The 16,016-nt window shown below is 45.4% G+C and carries 16 protein-coding genes; 13 read left to right on the plus strand and 3 right to left on the minus strand.

Features of this window, described 5'->3' with window-relative positions; all coding sequences use genetic code 11:
* Positions 1–250: 250 nt before the first annotated feature.
* The 7 genes from F459_RS0110415 to F459_RS0110440 all read left to right on the plus strand — a co-directional run bounded on the left by F459_RS0110415 (position 251) and on the right by F459_RS0110440 (position 5,394).
* Positions 251–838 carry a hypothetical protein gene (locus tag F459_RS0110415; RefSeq protein WP_020612668.1) on the plus strand — a complete coding sequence of 196 codons (588 nt, stop codon included), beginning with the start codon at positions 251–253 and terminating at the stop codon, positions 836–838.
* Between the two features lie 61 nt (positions 839–899).
* Positions 900–1,751, plus strand: coding sequence for a hypothetical protein (locus F459_RS0110420; RefSeq protein WP_020612669.1), 852 nt, complete (start codon positions 900–902; stop codon positions 1,749–1,751).
* A gap of 63 nt (positions 1,752–1,814) precedes the next feature.
* Entirely contained in the window at positions 1,815–1,937 is a 123-nt protein-coding gene (locus tag F459_RS24535) for a hypothetical protein (RefSeq protein WP_020612670.1), read from the plus strand.
* A gap of 318 nt (positions 1,938–2,255) precedes the next feature.
* Positions 2,256–3,071: a helix-turn-helix domain-containing protein gene (locus tag F459_RS0110430; RefSeq protein WP_020612671.1), complete on the plus strand. Its 816-nt coding sequence runs from the start codon at positions 2,256–2,258 to the stop codon at positions 3,069–3,071.
* A gap of 52 nt (positions 3,072–3,123) precedes the next feature.
* Complete coding sequence (locus tag F459_RS24265; protein WP_211214001.1) at positions 3,124–3,786, plus strand: MFS transporter; 663 nt, start codon at positions 3,124–3,126, stop codon at positions 3,784–3,786.
* 318 nt (positions 3,787–4,104) lie between these two features.
* Complete coding sequence (locus tag F459_RS24270; RefSeq protein ID WP_211214002.1) at positions 4,105–4,356, plus strand: MFS transporter; 252 nt, start codon at positions 4,105–4,107, stop codon at positions 4,354–4,356.
* A 747-nt stretch (positions 4,357–5,103) separates the two neighbouring features.
* A complete protein-coding gene (locus F459_RS0110440) occupies positions 5,104–5,394 on the plus strand; it encodes a hypothetical protein (protein ID WP_020612673.1) in 291 nt (96 codons plus the stop codon).
* 74 nt (positions 5,395–5,468) lie between these two features.
* Here the strand turns inward: F459_RS0110440 and F459_RS22200 are convergent, their stop codons facing one another.
* Together F459_RS22200 and F459_RS0110450 are read right to left on the minus strand one after the other, a co-directional pair.
* Positions 5,469–7,328 carry a GNAT family N-acetyltransferase gene (locus F459_RS22200; protein WP_020612674.1) on the minus strand — a complete coding sequence of 620 codons (1,860 nt, stop codon included), beginning with the start codon at positions 7,326–7,328 and terminating at the stop codon, positions 5,469–5,471.
* An 11-nt stretch (positions 7,329–7,339) separates the two neighbouring features.
* A complete protein-coding gene (locus F459_RS0110450) occupies positions 7,340–7,777 on the minus strand; it encodes a MarR family winged helix-turn-helix transcriptional regulator (RefSeq protein ID WP_020612675.1) in 438 nt (145 codons plus the stop codon).
* A gap of 161 nt (positions 7,778–7,938) precedes the next feature.
* Here F459_RS0110450 and F459_RS24660 point away from each other — a divergent pair, with 161 nt between their 5' ends.
* Complete coding sequence (locus F459_RS24660; RefSeq protein ID WP_169517944.1) at positions 7,939–8,769, plus strand: tyrosine-type recombinase/integrase; 831 nt, start codon at positions 7,939–7,941, stop codon at positions 8,767–8,769.
* Here the strand turns inward: F459_RS24660 and F459_RS23595 are convergent.
* A complete protein-coding gene (locus F459_RS23595) occupies positions 8,717–9,346 on the minus strand; it encodes an IS66 family transposase (RefSeq protein ID WP_322786010.1) in 630 nt (209 codons plus the stop codon). The two genes, F459_RS24660 and F459_RS23595, sit on opposite strands and share 53 nt — an antisense overlap.
* Before the next feature lie 571 nt (positions 9,347–9,917).
* Here F459_RS23595 and F459_RS0110480 point away from each other — a divergent pair.
* The 5 genes from F459_RS0110480 (at position 9,918) to F459_RS0110500 (ending at position 16,016) form a co-directional block, all read left to right on the plus strand.
* Positions 9,918–10,916 carry a LacI family DNA-binding transcriptional regulator gene (locus F459_RS0110480; RefSeq protein ID WP_020612679.1) on the plus strand — a complete coding sequence of 333 codons (999 nt, stop codon included), beginning with the start codon at positions 9,918–9,920 and terminating at the stop codon, positions 10,914–10,916.
* Between the two features lie 33 nt (positions 10,917–10,949).
* On the plus strand, positions 10,950–12,242 hold the full coding sequence (locus tag F459_RS0110485; protein WP_020612680.1) for an ABC transporter substrate-binding protein: 1,293 nt from the start codon (positions 10,950–10,952) through the stop codon (positions 12,240–12,242).
* Positions 12,243–12,317: 75 nt separating this feature from the next.
* The gene (locus tag F459_RS0110490; RefSeq protein WP_020612681.1) at positions 12,318–13,187 is read left to right on the plus strand and encodes a carbohydrate ABC transporter permease; all 870 of its coding nucleotides are present in this window, start codon (positions 12,318–12,320) and stop codon (positions 13,185–13,187) included.
* Entirely contained in the window at positions 13,184–13,993 is an 810-nt protein-coding gene (locus F459_RS0110495) for a carbohydrate ABC transporter permease (protein ID WP_020612682.1), read from the plus strand. The genes F459_RS0110490 and F459_RS0110495 overlap by 4 nt, the downstream gene beginning before the upstream one ends.
* Positions 13,994–13,997: 4 nt before the next feature.
* Complete coding sequence (locus F459_RS0110500; RefSeq protein ID WP_020612683.1) at positions 13,998–16,016, plus strand: glycoside hydrolase family protein; 2,019 nt, start codon at positions 13,998–14,000, stop codon at positions 16,014–16,016.

Raw genomic sequence — 16,016 nt, forward strand, 5'->3', positions numbered from 1 at the left:
AAGGCCGAGCGTCAGGGATGCGGAGAACGGCCTGAAGGCCGGTCCGAGCACAGAGTGCGAGGACGGGAGCGAAGCGGACTTCGGAGCAATCCCGACCCGAGCGAGAAGCGAGGGGGACGCCCAGATGAAAAAAACGAAGGGGAGGCAGATGAAGAGCCGGGGAAATGAGGGCTGATAAAGAATTTAGAGAATCTAATACTATACTGGTGCTATACTTTGTTCATATGTGTATAAGGAAGGAGATAAAGAGATGGTAAAAAGAAATATTGTGCATGTGCTTTTATTGGGAGTGGTTTCTGTGGTTCTTGTTTTATCGTGTGCAACCACAGCACCGATGAGTGAGAGGAACGAAAAGTTTCAGGAAGAATCAGGAATATCAATTGGCTTTGCCCTTCGGGGGCTGTATTCCCTTGGCGATGGGACCATGAAGCAGTTGTATGAAGATATTCTTGATGGACGGATCGACTTCATCTATGCAGCTGATGCAGACTATGTTGTGGAAATAGATATGAACCAAAATCCTGATATGTTAAGGAACGTATCGATTGGCCCTATCCCTGCTGAATTAACAGATGCAGATAAAGCAGTCTATTTTACTGCAACCTTGGGGATGGTATCAAAGCTCAAGGATTATTCCGGTGTTGATGTAGACAAAGAGGATGTTGCAAAAGTATTTTTTGAGATAGTAAAAGCCTATATAGACAGCGGTTATGCATTGACACTAAACGAACAGGTGGTGGTAATCGATGAAGGATTGAAGGCCCTTGAATCTGGAACGATTGGGGAATTTGCCTTGAGACATATGGAAATTGCTACCAACAGCATAGTGCTGAAATAAAGCTACGTTCGGTCGGACAGGTATAGCACGAGATCTGTGAATGAAAAGGAAGGAGTTTTCCATGAGAAAGGTAGTACAGATTTTTTTGGGTCTATCGGTGGTCTTATTATTGGTGAATTGTACTAGTACGCCTGACTATCCTAAAGTGATTGACAGGGGAGAGTACAACCCCGATAGAGTATCTTCTGCAGAGCTTGCGCGTTTATATATTCATAATTACATAGCCGTTCTTAAAATTGATGATGCCGATGTCGATTGGAATGCAACAGAGGAAGATTTTGCCCGCCAAGTTGTTAGGATTCCATCCGGCATACATGTATTAACTGTTAAATATGATACGGGGAAAGTATTTACTATGTTTCCTATGAAGGCGATCGGAAAATTTGATGCTGGTAAAGATTATATGCTTGAAGGAATGCAGGAAGGGGGTAAGGTCAGAATTAAGATCTATGATATGAATGAAGGTATGGAGGCTTCTTTAAACCTTGAGAAATTGCAGGGGAATGATGAGAGTACCATAAGTCAATACATAAAATATGTCCTGAACCCTACGATGGAAGAAAATAATCATTCTGTTAAATTGGAAAATGAAGAGTTTTTAGTGCTGTTTAAGCCTGATATGATATATGAAGTGACGAATAAGCATACTGGTGAAACGAAAATCGGCAGACGTGGGTTTGAGATGGATTTTACCATGACAAATGCCAAAACGTATTTACTTGAGGTAGATCCTGCGACCATGACGCGCGATGAATTCCTGGAAACCAGCGATTATAAAAACAGGTCCAAGATAGTGATGATACCGATTGCATGCGATGGGCAAAGTGTAACGTACACATTCGTAAAACCAGAAGAACAAGCTGGAGAAGAGATTAGCTTTTCAATCTCCGAATTGGCTGATGCTTCGTCTTGAATGGCCGAGTCGTTTTGAGAAAAGCTTAAAAAGTGGGTTACAAAACATCAGGAAAGTCGCGAAATGGTTAAGCAGAAACTCAAGCTGTTCATTGCTGACTTGAATGCTCTTAAATTGAAGAATCGCATGGTCGATGAGGATAGCGTCTTATTGATATCCATCGGAATCCATGGCGAGGTGTATTGATTTGAAAAGCATCGGTCTTATCTTATTTATCTCTGTCTTGTCATTTTACGCTGAATGTGTACCCAGCCAGAGGCCGGGGATCTCGATATAGATGAATTTCAGGACTTCGGAGCAATCCCGAGTGCGAGCGGGAAGCGAGGGGGACGTCCAGATGAGACGGGAAGAGGCACACTGAATGTAGCGAAGGTGATGGGAACAGATGTGAGTATAGGAACCCTTTCAAAAGGGTTGAGAGGGCTTGATGTGTTGTACCAGAACCACCGGATAAAGAACTGGCCATAGAATAAGAAAGCGGCAGAAATAAAAGGGAAGAAAGAAATGATTCAAGAAAAATTTCGTTTTATTAAACCATGCAGCGCACTCGAAAAGTATATTCGCTATCACTGGATTTTGCATAGTAACGCCAAGATATCCCAACTTACGTTTCCAATTGGCTGTATGCAGCTCGTTTTTCACAAAGGAACACCTCTTTACGTTTCTACATCCGGAAGCTTGCAGAGCTATGCAACCGTCAGCGGACAAACTAATTATCCGTCGTATTTAAAATCTTCAGGTAATTTAAAAATGTTTGTTACGGTGTTCGAACCGTATGCAGCAGGTTGCATTTTAAAACTGCCGTGTAATCTTTTATATGGTTGTGAGGTTGCTGTGAAAGATTTAGATGACAGGAGTTTGAATGGACTTGCAGAACGAATCATTGAAACAGAAAATGATGACATTTGTATCAAGTTGATTGAGCTATGGCTTTTGCAGCGTATTTCTGAATCGTTTGATGACTTAAATACGAATAGGGTTCGTAGTGTTGTTCGGGAAATGAATCAAAATCCGTTCGTAAGCCTTCAAAAACTGTCGGAAGTAACAAATCTGTCACGAAAACAATTTAATCGTATTTTTACCGATATGCTCGGCATGAATCCGAAGGAGTTTTACCGTATTGTTCGTTTCCAACGTGCACTTAGTATGATGCAGAAAAAAACGAACACTGTGGATCATTTTTCTGACATAGCGTGCGCCTGTGGCTTCTCTGACCAGTCGCACATGATAAGAGAAATTAAAACATTTTCCGGGCTGACACCGCTGCAACTTGTCAAAGAAGGCTTTTTATATTCAGATTATTTTTCACAGCCTATATAGAATGTCTTTTTTCTTCTATAAGCGGACATTTTTCACATGTAGAATTGCTATTATGAAAACTTGGGAAAATAATACAATTCTTTTTTTGGCGGGCCAGGCTGTGACATTGTTCGGGTCGACGGTTGTACAGATGGCAATAATCTGGTTTGTGACGAAGCAAACTTCGCTCGGAAAGTGGGTAGCCATATTTACAATCTGTTCGTATCTGCCTCAGTTTTTGATTTCATTTGTAGGCGGTGTATGGGCTGACCGATATGATCGTAAACGCGTCATCATTGGTGCGGATGCCGTTATTGCACTTGTTACGTTAGGCATGTTTTTGCTTATGCCGTATATTGCTGATGACGTACATCAGAATATGTTGCTATACGCCCTGCTTGTTATGTCTGTAGTGCGTTCTTTTGGCGCCGGTGTCCAAACCCCGGCTATAAATGCAGTGTTGCCATCGATAGTGCCAGCAACCGAACTCATGCGATTCAACGGAATAAACGCAACTTTTCAGGCAGTTATGCAATTTGCATCCCCAGCAGCTGCAGGCGTGCTACTTTCATATAGCTCCATCCGGTATGCACTGCTGGTGGATGTTGTAACCGCCGCGATAGGCGTCAGCATGTGTCTATTCGTGGCAATTCCACAGATTACCTCGGAAGGAAAAGGGGATGCTGTACCGGAAACAAATGCTTCTGACACAAAGCAAACCTTTTTACCGACATGAAATACGGATTGCGCTATGTTGCATCGTCCCCTTTGATAGCGCGTGTTCTGATTGTATACGGGCTTTTTATTTTTCTAAGTACTCCTGCGGGATTTCTTGCGCAGCTGTATGTGAACCGTACATACGGTACGGCATATTGGTATATGACAGCGGTTGAGCTTGTCGGCTTTTTCGGTATGACCGGCGGTGGAATCTTGATGAGTACATGGGGGGGATTCAAAAACAGACAGAAGACGTTTGCAGCAGGACTTGCTTTATTCGGTGTGCTTGCCGTCGGGATGGGGGGGGGCATCGAATTTTATTTTGTATCTTGGATGTATGCTTTTATACGGAATTGCTCTTACCATGACTCAGACAGCTGCCACAACGCTGATTCAGGAAAATACAGAGACCTCGATGCAGGGGCGGGTGTTCGGATTACTCAGTTCCGCATACGCGCTTTTTCTTCCTATGGGAATGGCAGCTTTTGGTCCTTTGGCAGATGCAATGTCTATGAAAATAATAATGATAGCATCTGGATCGATCCTCGTTTTACTCGGCGGAACAGTATATATCGCTAAGGCAGATTAAATTGTGTTACTGTATTTCATGTTTTCTGGTAAGTTTAAACATAGTAGAAGGCGCTTCTCAAAATAAAGAACGGGAAGACAGCTAACAACTGCTTCAACCTGATATTTGCTTTGTCACATTTTGTGCTGTCGCTACGCTCCTGACGCACAAATTGCGTCAAGCCCTACGGGCACGAAAATACAGGTTAAGCAAATGTTATACGGATTTCACGAGGTTTATAATGATATAACGAACTGGCAAATGAGCTAATGCGGATTGAGCAACACTATAGCAAACGGTCTGAATTTACTACTTTGACACGGGATATCTCACTTCTAAGCCAATCTCATGCGGAGAAAGCAATGCTTAGCTTCGCTAACCAACAACATAATATATGAAGTATTTAACCTGATGCCTGTTTCTTTTGCATAGCACAGCCCTGCCTTTGAAGCTCTTTGATCACTCGACTTGTGATCAATTTCGAGGCAGTAGCCCCCTTCTCTAATTTGTCAAAGACCCCTGATTTGAGGTTCCGCCCGGTGGGTCAGGAACCTCACTCACCCCTCGTAAATGATTTTCTTCCGTATCCTCTTTGCAGTTCCCAGCTTGAAAACTCGGACACAGGAATTTCTCAAAAAAACTGCCAGATTTATAAATCTGTGAGAGTTTCCGTAAAAAATCGTCTACAGTTGCTTCTGATTGCAGAAAAATATTCCTTCCGCCTGTCACGGATACCCGGGAGACAAATCGAGTTACAGGAGAACAGAGATGATAAGAAAAAGTGTCATAGTCGCGACGGCGGCCGTTCTGGCCTTGCTTATTTTTGCAGGCTGTTCCAACGGGACAACAGATCATGTGAGGCCGGCAGAGACCTACACCGTCACCTACAACGCCAACGGCGCAAACTCGGGGACGGTTCCCACGGACGGCAGTGCGTACCTTGCTGGCGACGAGGTGACGGTCCTGGGCAACACCGGAAGGCTTGCCCTTGATGATGAAAAAGTCAAAATAAAAGTGCAGACCCCAAACTTGGCTACTGTATTTCCTTTTGGGGTATAATTTTCCTGTTGCCGCAACAACTATTTTTTTATTTCCGTTGGACGGCTTATGGGTATGGTCATATGGAATTTGTTTCACCTCATTTGCTTTTCAAAACGGAAGAAATAATCTCCGCCTACCATGTCTTCGGGTGTGTTGGGATCTTTGTGCTGCGGATTGAAGAATTCCACTATATGAAAGCCACAGCGATTCACATAAAAATGAACATTTCGCTTTTCAAAATATGGGGTAACAGTTTCCCAAACCTTTGTGTCAGGGTGCAGCTTTTCAAGCTCCTTCCAAATAGCCTGTCCCACACCACGACTCTGCGTTCCATATTTTACATAGAGAAAATCAAGATGATTGTGTTGTGTTTCTTCGTCAATTATAACGATGGCCCCACCGACCATTTCACCATCTACCATCGCTTTGAAAGCGATTGCCCCTTTGCTATTTAATGAATGGTCGATATCCTCTTTGGGAAGTATCTCTGCATCAAAATCAGAAAACTCCGCTGCTGCTCCTTTTTGGAAAGCCTCTTGCATATCCTTTTTGTAATTTGCCAAATCTTCTTGACTTACAGGTAATAACGTTAAATTCATGTACGACGCTCCTTTTGCAGAATAATGATACTTTTTCCGCTTTACGATAAGGAATATTGCTGTAAAAACAACCGCCATCACTTCAGCCACAACAATGGAAAGCCAAATACCATCAATTCCCCAAATCATCGGGAGAATCAAAACGGCGCTGACCTCAAACACCAATGTACGCAAAAAGGAAATCAAAGCGGAGGTTAGTCCATCATTCAGTGCAGTAAAGAAGCCTGAACCGAAAATGGCAAAACCCATAAAGGGAAATGCAATGGCGAAAATACGGAACCCGGAAACAGTCAGATCTGCCAGTTCCTTGTCGTAGCCCACGAATATTTGTGCCAACGGAACAGCCAGCAGCTGTGCGGCAGTTACCATAACGATGCCGCTAATGCCAAGTAAATGAAGGCTCTTTTTTAAAAGGCCCTTTAGCTCGTTGTGATTTTTTGCACCGTCGTGATAAGCGATGATGGGGGCTACTCCAATAGAGTACCCTATGAAGGTAGCCGCGAAAATCATGCTGACATACATCATGACACCGTAGGCTGCCACGCCGTTTTCTCCGGCGAATTTCAGAAGCTGTATGTTATAGAGCATTCCCACGATACTCATGGAAACGTTACTCATAAATTCGGAAGATCCGTTGGTACAAGCCTTAAAAATAGCCTTGCCGTCAAAGCTGGTTTTGCCAAGGCGAAGAATACTGTTGTTTTTTTGAGAAAAATAGATAAGAGGAATAACACCGCCTATAAGCTGGCTGAATGCTGTGGCAATAGCTGCACCTGCCAGCTTATATTCCGGCGGCAGGAGAATCACCAAAACCGCATCCAAAACCATATTGGTGACACCGGCTGCACCCGTCACCAAAAGACCGAGATGAGGCTTTTCCGCTGCTACAAAAAAGCTCTGAAACAGAAGCTGTAACACAAGAAACGGTAACGTCATAAGAATAATTCGTCCGTAAACAATGCAATGCCCAAGAAGCTCGCCTTTTGCGCCAAGCAGTGTGGCAATCGAACGAATAAATACAAATCCTAATGTAGCGAATAAGACACTAAGAATAAAAGCCACATACACAAACAGAGAAAAATATCTGTTTGCCCTCTCCTTGTCACCAGCACCAAAGGTGTTGGCAACAATGGCGGTTCCTCCGGTACCAAACATGAAGCCAACGGTTGCCACGATCATCAAAAAGGGCATGATCAGATTGACTGCAGAAAATGCAGTTGTGCCTGTATAGTTAGCAACAAAGAAACCGTCCACCACGCTGTAAATAGATGTAAAGATCATCATAGCAATGGACGGAAGTGAAAATCTTATCAGTTTGCCATAGGTAAAACGATCTGAAAGTTGTATCTTCATGATGTTATTTCTTATAAAGCATCTATTTGCTTACGAAAACAATCCGCATATTTTTCCATCAGATGGATATAGGTGTTGATTTCTTCTGTTGACCAGGATTTGAAAGCCTGTATTTCCGCTTCGTAGAGCGTCGCCACAGTCTTATTCACATAGTCCTTACCTTTTTCTGTTAGGACAATTTTTTTTGCTCTGCCTGTGTACGGCTTCAGATATAGAATGCCATCAGTTTCTAAACCTCGGACAGCCGAGTTGACTGTTTGCTTGCTGATTCCCGATTTTTTATAAATATCGCTGAGTAAGCAGTTTTCTCCTGTGTCGTAGATCGTATACAAAACAATAGAAACGCTATCTGTAATGCCCAGCTTCAAGGACGCCTGATGATAAAGCGCTTCCATTTCTGAAGTCAGATAATTTATTTGATGAATTTCGTTAAATCTCTGTATACCCATTACTACACCTAAAAGTACGATTTCGTACTAAATAAATATAGTACGAAATCATACATGTGTCAATGTGGTTCATAAAATATTTATAAAGAGACCAATAAGAACTATCATTTCTGAATCAAAAAGGCCTGCATATTTATGGCTTCAAAGTGTCCTGAATCGTGGTGATACATGGCCTCCGGTACCACCGCAACGCCCCACATTCTATCACCGGAACAACTGCAGAGCTTCTCTCGATAGTCGACACCTATGCGCCGCCCCAACTGTCATTCGCGCGTCTGGTCCCGACCTATCAAGTACTGCTCCGTTTGTTCTACTGCTGCGGTCTTCGCCTTTCGGAAGGTTGTTTTCTCCGACGGTCGTGCGTAGATCTGATCGACGGAGTGTTGCATATTCTTCAATCCAAGGGAAACAAAGATCGCATTGTGTTTATGAGTAGGGACGTCTGCCATATGTGCATCGTATTTGACGAGTATAGGGATGGGATAATTCCTAACCGGCAATGGTTTTTTCCGGGAGGAAAAGGAGACCGACCGTTCGAAAAGACTTCACTTGATAGAAAATTCGCTCAATTTTGGAACAAGACAGCCTTTACCAGCAGGGTAGATCGAAAACCGACTATTCAGAGCTTACGGCACACCTTCGTTGTCAACAAAATGAACGAATGGATGGAAGACGACGTTGATACCGGCATAATGATGCCCTATCTCAGTCGATATCTCGGGCACTCATCGATTGCGGAGACTCAGTACCTTTCCATCTATCACGCTGCAGTTCCCCTGAAAACGAACCTCCTGTTTTTCACCATCATCAAAAACTCGGCAAACGCTATGTCCGAAAGCAACGTTGAGCGATTTATGGCTAAATATGCAAATGAAGCCCGCGCTCAGTGTATTTCTGTTCCCTCCAAGGTGCATCCGTACATGTTTAGAAGAACCCGAGCTACACAACTCTTGAGACACCAGAACAACAAACCCAAAAGCCAATTTGGATAGAAAACGAGACCGTTATGGCCAAATTAAACGGTCTACGATAACAATATCGTGAGGATAAACTCGCATTGTTGTCAGGCGTCAGCGCCTCATGATCGAGGAACTTGCTGAGTTTATTCCACTGGCCTTTTGCATAGGTTATCGTTTTTCCCAACTGGGAGGATGGAGCAACAGTGCTTTTCTTATTCAGCCAGGCAGCAAAGTCTTCAAGCAATGGTCCAATTGCATCGCGCCGGGCTGCAAGGAATGCTTCGGCAGGGAGCTCCTTCTCCCTCAGCTCCTTCTCTGGTCGATAGATTTTTGCAATCTTGCTTACCGCCTCATGGACGGCTCCGATTTTCTTTTTTATCTTTGTCGCTTCAACAAACTTTTTCCTGATGTGTGCAAGGCAAGCACCTCGTGATGTCGCATAGAGATAGCGCACGATTCGCCTCTTTGGATCTCCTCCGATTGCTACCCAAATATCGGAGTTGCTGCTGTCCTCTCTTTTGTGCTCTCGGTGTACCTGCACCCGGGTTTCATCCATGTTGATGACAGGATTGTGGCGAATCTCCAGCTTTTCGCTGACCTCTTCCCCAATACTCGATGTGAAGCTTTTTTTCTTCGGTGGTAATCTTCATAGCAAAACACTCCTTTTTCCTTTGTTGCATGACGATGTTTCTGAAGCGCTTACGGTGAAAAATCATATTATAGCTGTTTGGGACATTGACTTCCGCTCTTGATGATGTGATCCTTGAATACGTAAGCTCTGGTGCTTCTTGTGTCTGATATCCGCGTTCAAGCATCGGCATGCTGATGTGGTCACGAATCTTGATGTTTGAATAGGTGTATAAATCCCTGAGTCCCAGGCTGATATTGCTTCCGTCGTTTCCGATTTCCAGATACTCGACAAGGTTATCGCTGGCCGTTATGAAAAACGCGTATCCGGTAGGCGGGTATACATTCGCTTCAATTTCGTTGCTGACGATTATTTCGGTGAACCGGTTCGGCCCAAACAGCAGTGTTACTTCGACCGTATGATCCTATTAAAGATTAACGATAATCCTTAAAACCAATGTTATATTGTGTTTTTGAACGGTATAAAGTGGGTTTGGGGAGCTATTAGGCAAATAATCCTTGTGTTATTTTAAAAGCTGGGTTAACGTTAATCTATGAATGTAAAACTTTCGGATATCGCCCGTATTACGGGTTTTTCGATAAATACTGTATCAAGAGCCCTGAGGGGCGATTCCCGAATCAGCGGGCAAACCAGCAGACTGATCTGCAGCAAAGCGGAAGAGCTGGGATACATCAGAAATGAGGTTGCCGGAAGTATGCGTTCCAGCAGGACCAATACAATCGGGGTTGTGTCTGCTGATTCCTCCAACCCGTTCTTTGCGGAAGTCCTTCTTGGAATAGAGGATGCAGCCCGAAAGATGAATTACAGTATCCTGCTTATCAATACTGAGGAGCAGGCAGAGAATGAATATGATGCAGTCAAGCTTCTTATCGGCCGCCAGGTGGACGGTCTTATTATTATTCCCGTATTTGACGATCCTAAAAACCTGAGTATGTATGAATCGCTGGGTATTCCGTACATCTTTGCGGGAAGGCGCGTCAAGGGGCTTGAGGCACACTCGATTTTGCACGGAGATGAAGAGGGTTCCTCGGAGGTGTTCAGTTATCTGCTGGAAACCGGCCACGAAAGGATTTTTTATCTTGCCGGGCCGGGCCGAATAAGCAATTCGGTCGACAGGCTGGAAGGCATGAAGAGGGCTTTCAGGGAAAAAGGGCGGGTCTTTGATGCAGACCTTGTTGTTGAGACAAGGGGGCATATAGACGACGGCTATTCGGAGATGAACCGGGCGCTGAACAAAGGGCTGGAATTTACGGCAGTCGCATGTTTCAACGATTTGGTTGCGATGGGTGTGCTGAAGTCGCTCCATGAAAATGGATTGTGTGTACCGGAGGATATTGAGGTTTTCGGTTACGATAATCTGAATATGGCGCAATACATGCAGCCCAGACTCAGTTCCGTTGATGTTCCCAAAGCAAGGCTGGGACAGGCTGCTGTAGAGGAGCTTATGCTGCATATTGAAGACGGAAACAGACCGTATAATACCTTGGAAATGAAACCGAGGTTGGTTTTCAGGGAAACTACCAAAAGGTAGAAATATTTTTATGTGATTTTTAAGGAGGAAAACATGAAGAGAAAAAGCTTGTCGGCATGTCTGCTTGTACTGTCGCTGCTTCTTCTGGGTACTGTCGGCATAGGCGCGTCCGGTAGCCAGGAGAAAGATGTTGCGTCTGAAAAAGGGGGCCCGATTGAAATCACTTTCTGGTCTCTGTTCACCGGTGGTGACGGTGAGTTTTTCGACGCCATGGTTGATGAGTTCAACCGGACCCATGATGATATCGTTATGACAACCGATACCGTTAAGTTTGATAATTATTATACCAAACTTACAACTGCATTAACATCACAGAATGCTCCGGATGTAGTCGTAATTCACAGAAGCAAACTTCTGAACTACGTGCCTAGTGGAACACTATATCCACTTGACGATGTACTGAAAAGTGTAAATGCTCCCATGGATGATTTTATTCCCGCAGCACTGGAGCCCTGCACGTTCGACGGAAAGATCTACTCGCTTCCGCTGGATGTGCATGCTCTAATCATGTACTACAATAAAGACCTTTTCAGACAGGCCGGTATAGACAAGGTGCCCGTCACCTATGAAGAATTTGTTGCGACGGCTAAAAAGGTTCAGGACAAAACAGGGGCCATGGGTGCCGCTATCGATAATACTACTGCAACCTATAAGGCCTATACCCTTACCAGGCTGTTCATGTCGTTCATGGAGCAGCAAGGTGGAAGCGTGCTGACGGAAGATCTTTCCGCTGCCGATTTCAACAACGAAATGGGTGAGAAGGCGCTTCAAGCCCTTGTCGACATGGTCCATAAATACGGGATAACGGAAAGCGGTCTGGATTATGATTCCTCTGTCGCCGCATTCAAACTCGGAAAAGCCGCAATTCATATTAACGGCGTCTGGGCTACCGGCTCATTCGAGAAGCAGGAAGGATTGGATTTTGCCGCGGTACCGCTGCCGGCAATGCTGGGGAAACCCGCCGCATGGTCCGGATCCCATACGCTTGCTATTCCAGCTAAAAAGGAAATGAGCAATGAAAAACTGGCGGCCGCCGTCGAGTTCATGCTGTGGATGACCGAGAGGGGGGACCTCTGGGCGAAGGCCGGCCATATTCCCATCAGGAAATCCGTCTCAGACAACCCCAATTTTCAGTCTCTCCCCCACAGAAAGGATTATGCAGCTGCCGCCGCATCGTCTTTCGCTGCTCCAAGGACAGTCGCATGGGACGAGATCTACAACAACCTTTCCGACTCTCTGGAGCTGGCCGTTGCATCCGGACAGGATGTAAAAACGGCTCTTGCCGAGATGGAAAAAATGGTCAACTCAATTATCGCTTCTTATTGAGTCCTGCCTGTAAGATTCTAAAATGCAAGGGAGAGAGGTCTCTCTCCCTTCATTTCAACAGCTTATGGAGTTTATATGGCAATTCCCGGCAATAAAGACACCAGGGACGGAGTTCTGTTTTCTCTACCCTTTGTTCTGATATACCTGTTTCTGCTTGTATTTCCGATTATTTTCGGACTTTGCATCAGCTTCTATAAATGGGACATCCTGTCCAGCAGAAAATTCATCGGTCTCGGAAACTATATAAGTCTGTTCAAGGACAAGACCTTTTATACATCGCTGTGGCATACCTTCCAATTTGTTTTTATGACAACACCGATTCTTATGGTTGCAGGTTTTCTAATGGCGCTTTTCGTTAATTCGAAATCGCTGCTGAGAGGAGCGGGGGAGAATATCTTTTTTATACCCTATGTTCTGTCGATAACGGTTATTGGCACGCTTTGGGCATGGCTCTTTCAGAAGAACTACGGCCTGTTCAACCAGCTTTTCATGCTTCTCGGTCACGCCAAGGTCGGATGGCTTACCGATCCACAAAAGGCCATGTGGTCCGTCTCGGCGGCCACTATATGGTGGACGGCCGGATTCAACATGATCCTGTTCTCCGCCGGAATGAAACAGATATCTGCCGAGGTTTACGAATCGGCCCGAATAGACGGGGCCGGATATTTCCGCATTCTCAAGGACATAACGATCCCGCTGCTGCGACCTACGATAGTTCTTTGCCTGCTTCTCCAGATAATAGCCTCGTTCAAGGTTTTCGGGCAGGTCTTCGTAATGACGGGAGGAGGGCCTTACGGAAAAACCCGGGTCCTCATTCAGTATATCTATGAAAACGGGTTCACCTATTTCAAGATGGGGTATTCCTCGGCAATGGCCTACGTTCTCTTTCTGCTCATAATGGTGATTTCAGTTGTCTATTACAAGATAATGGGGAGAGATAAATGAAAAAGAAGATTCTGTTCATTGTCGCTCTTGTTGTTCTTGTGCTATGGATCTTTCCGCTTGTCTGGCTTGCAATAACCTCGCTTAAGCTGGAGGAGGATGTCCTTACTGACGTATTCCGCATTTTCCCCAAACACCCGACCCTGCAGAACTATGCCAAGGCGTTTTCTTCAACCTATATACTTAAATGGCTCTGGAATTCCACGGTTGTTTCTGTGGTAACGATGATCCTTACGCTTGCCGTAGATGCGCCCATCGCATATGCAATGGCAAAGATCAAGTTTCGTGGAAGGCAGATCCTTTTCTGGTTCGTAATGGCCGGAATGATGATCCCCTTCCAGGTCATCATAATACCGCTGTATCTACAGTTCAACAGCTACGGACTTGTTAATACGCTTTCCGCAGCCATTTTGCCAAGGCTTGCACTTCCTATCGGGATATTTATTCTTAAGCAGTTTTTCGAGGGGATCCCGGATGAATTGGAGGAAGCAGCATTTATAGACGGAAGCGGCAGGGGGCGTATTTTCACGACTATCATATTACCGCTTGGGAAATCCGCGCTGGCTACCGTCATGATCCTGTCTTTCATAAATGCATGGAACGATTTTCTCTGGCCGCTTATAGCAATATCCGATACGGCAAAATATACAATTACCGTCGGTATCGCCAACTTTCAGGGAGTCCACGGAACGGATTATTCGTTGATCATGTCAGGGGCGGTAATCGCGTCCGTACCACAGTTTGTTTTCTACTTCATTTTCAGAAAGAAGATTGTTGAAGGAATTGCAATGACAGGGATCAAGGGGTAGAAAGATGCACATAGCATGCAAAACCAAGCTGGAACTCTTTCATGTAGATCCGCTGCTGGAGAAATGTTCCATAGAGTATGGAATTAAAAAAGACGGCGATTCTACCATACCGTTGACGCTTGAATATGAGAAAGGCAGGACTACTGCCGTTTTCGAATCCTGTTCGATTACGGATGAATTTTCTTTAAACGGCCGAGTTCTCAGAATCGACAGAACCTGGATTCTTGAACAAAATGCAGCCTGGAATCTCGAAACGGATCTGAATATCCGCATGGACGGAGCGGAGTTTTTTATTCCCTCGGTTCTTTACCGAGGAAATAACCGCGGCAAAGGTTGCTTTCCGAAAGGCTCCGAAGCCGCAGGATGGGCCTATTCAGAGGAACGGACACCGCTGCCGTGCTGTCTTGTTGTTTACAATGATCAAGAAAAGCTTATTTTCTTTACCGGGCCGGCAACTGGAGAGCATGATACGGCTGGAAGATCGGTAGTCAGCAACGAAGGGTTGATAAAGATCCGGACGGTTGTGCCGGGCAGCGAAGGCCCTTTCAGATATACAGGAAAAAAGGCCCTTTCCTCCGGACACGATGCCAGATCATTTACGGTCTGTTCTCCAGAGGAGGAGCTGCCGTATATCTACTCAAGATCATTTTACCTTGTCTTTCCGGAAGAAAAGAGCGATATTTTCGCTGCGTACCGGGAAGGTTTGGAATATTCGGATGTCTTTTTTAATCCTGTCCGGAATACCACTTGCGGAATGCAATGGTCGGCATATCTGGACGGGAAAATTCGTAATCTGCTTTATCTGACGGAATACGACAAACGCTCCGGGCTTGCATATGTAAGAATGGGAAGGGACAACGGGCTGCTGCAGGAAATATACGAGTATACAGCTGCCTCGTTTCTTGTTAAGAGCCTTGAAGGCGCATGGATTTATGCAAGGCTGGCCGGGCGAATGAACAGGCCGGAATTCCTTTCCTATGCCGAAGGCATAGGCCGGTTTTTTCTCCGCGGCGAGGTTCTTCCCGGCGTACATCAGGATTGCCGCGATCTCCGGAACGGCGAATGGGGCGGCTACCTTGGAATTTCCGAAAATGATGAATACAGAAATCTTGTAAACGCCAGGTGCAACGGCGAGTCAATGAGCGGTTATATCAAGCTGTATGAAAGTCTTTTAGAACAAGGCAGGAGTGTTCCCGAGTTTTTACAGCTCCCGCTGCGGGTTGCTGATTTCTATATGGATAACCAGCTGCGCGATGATTCAGAGGGTTCTTTCGGCAGGTGGTGGTCTACAGACGGGAAACCAGTAAATTCTCTTGGGACTAACGGGGCTTACATAGTATCGTTTCTTCTTCTGCTGGAACCCTACTATGAAGATTCGCAGAGGCTGAATGATGCTGTCGACAGGGCGGCCCGTTATTATGCAGGTCTTGCGGATTCCGGCGACTTCTTTGGCGATACGCTGGATGCGGATGCGTACGACAAGGAATCGGGAGTTTCCCTGCTTTCCATGTTTCTGGATCTGTATGAAAGGGACGGAGCCAGGAAATGGCTGGACTACGCTGAAAAGGCGGCGGATTACATTCTTACATGGGTCTGGCAGTATGATATAGTTTTCCCGGCCGGAACCCCTCTGGCAGAGGCTGAATTCCGGACAACCGGCATGACTTCCGTTTCGGTTGCCCACCACCACCTGGATTTCTACGGGATGTCCATCGGTTACGATTTTCTGCGTTTGTGGGAAGCCTCGGGAACAGACATATACCGTAAAAACGCTCTTATGATGATTAATGCCTGCAGACAGCTGGCAGGGGACGGTCTTCACGGAAGCCCTGCAGCAGCGGGGGCGGACGGGTGGCAGCCGGAGCAGATAAATCACACAAACTGGGATTATTTCAACCGCGTTGACCGTTTCAAGGGTTTTTACGATATCTGCATAGCCTGGGTTACCGTTCTGGGGCTGGGTGCCTGGCTTAAAATCGAGAAGCGTTTCCCTGAAGTCTTCAGGGAAACAAGGGAGGATTGA

This window comes from Sediminispirochaeta bajacaliforniensis DSM 16054 (assembly GCF_000378205.1).
GTDB classification, from domain to species: Bacteria; Spirochaetota; Spirochaetia; order DSM-16054; family Sediminispirochaetaceae; genus Sediminispirochaeta; species Sediminispirochaeta bajacaliforniensis.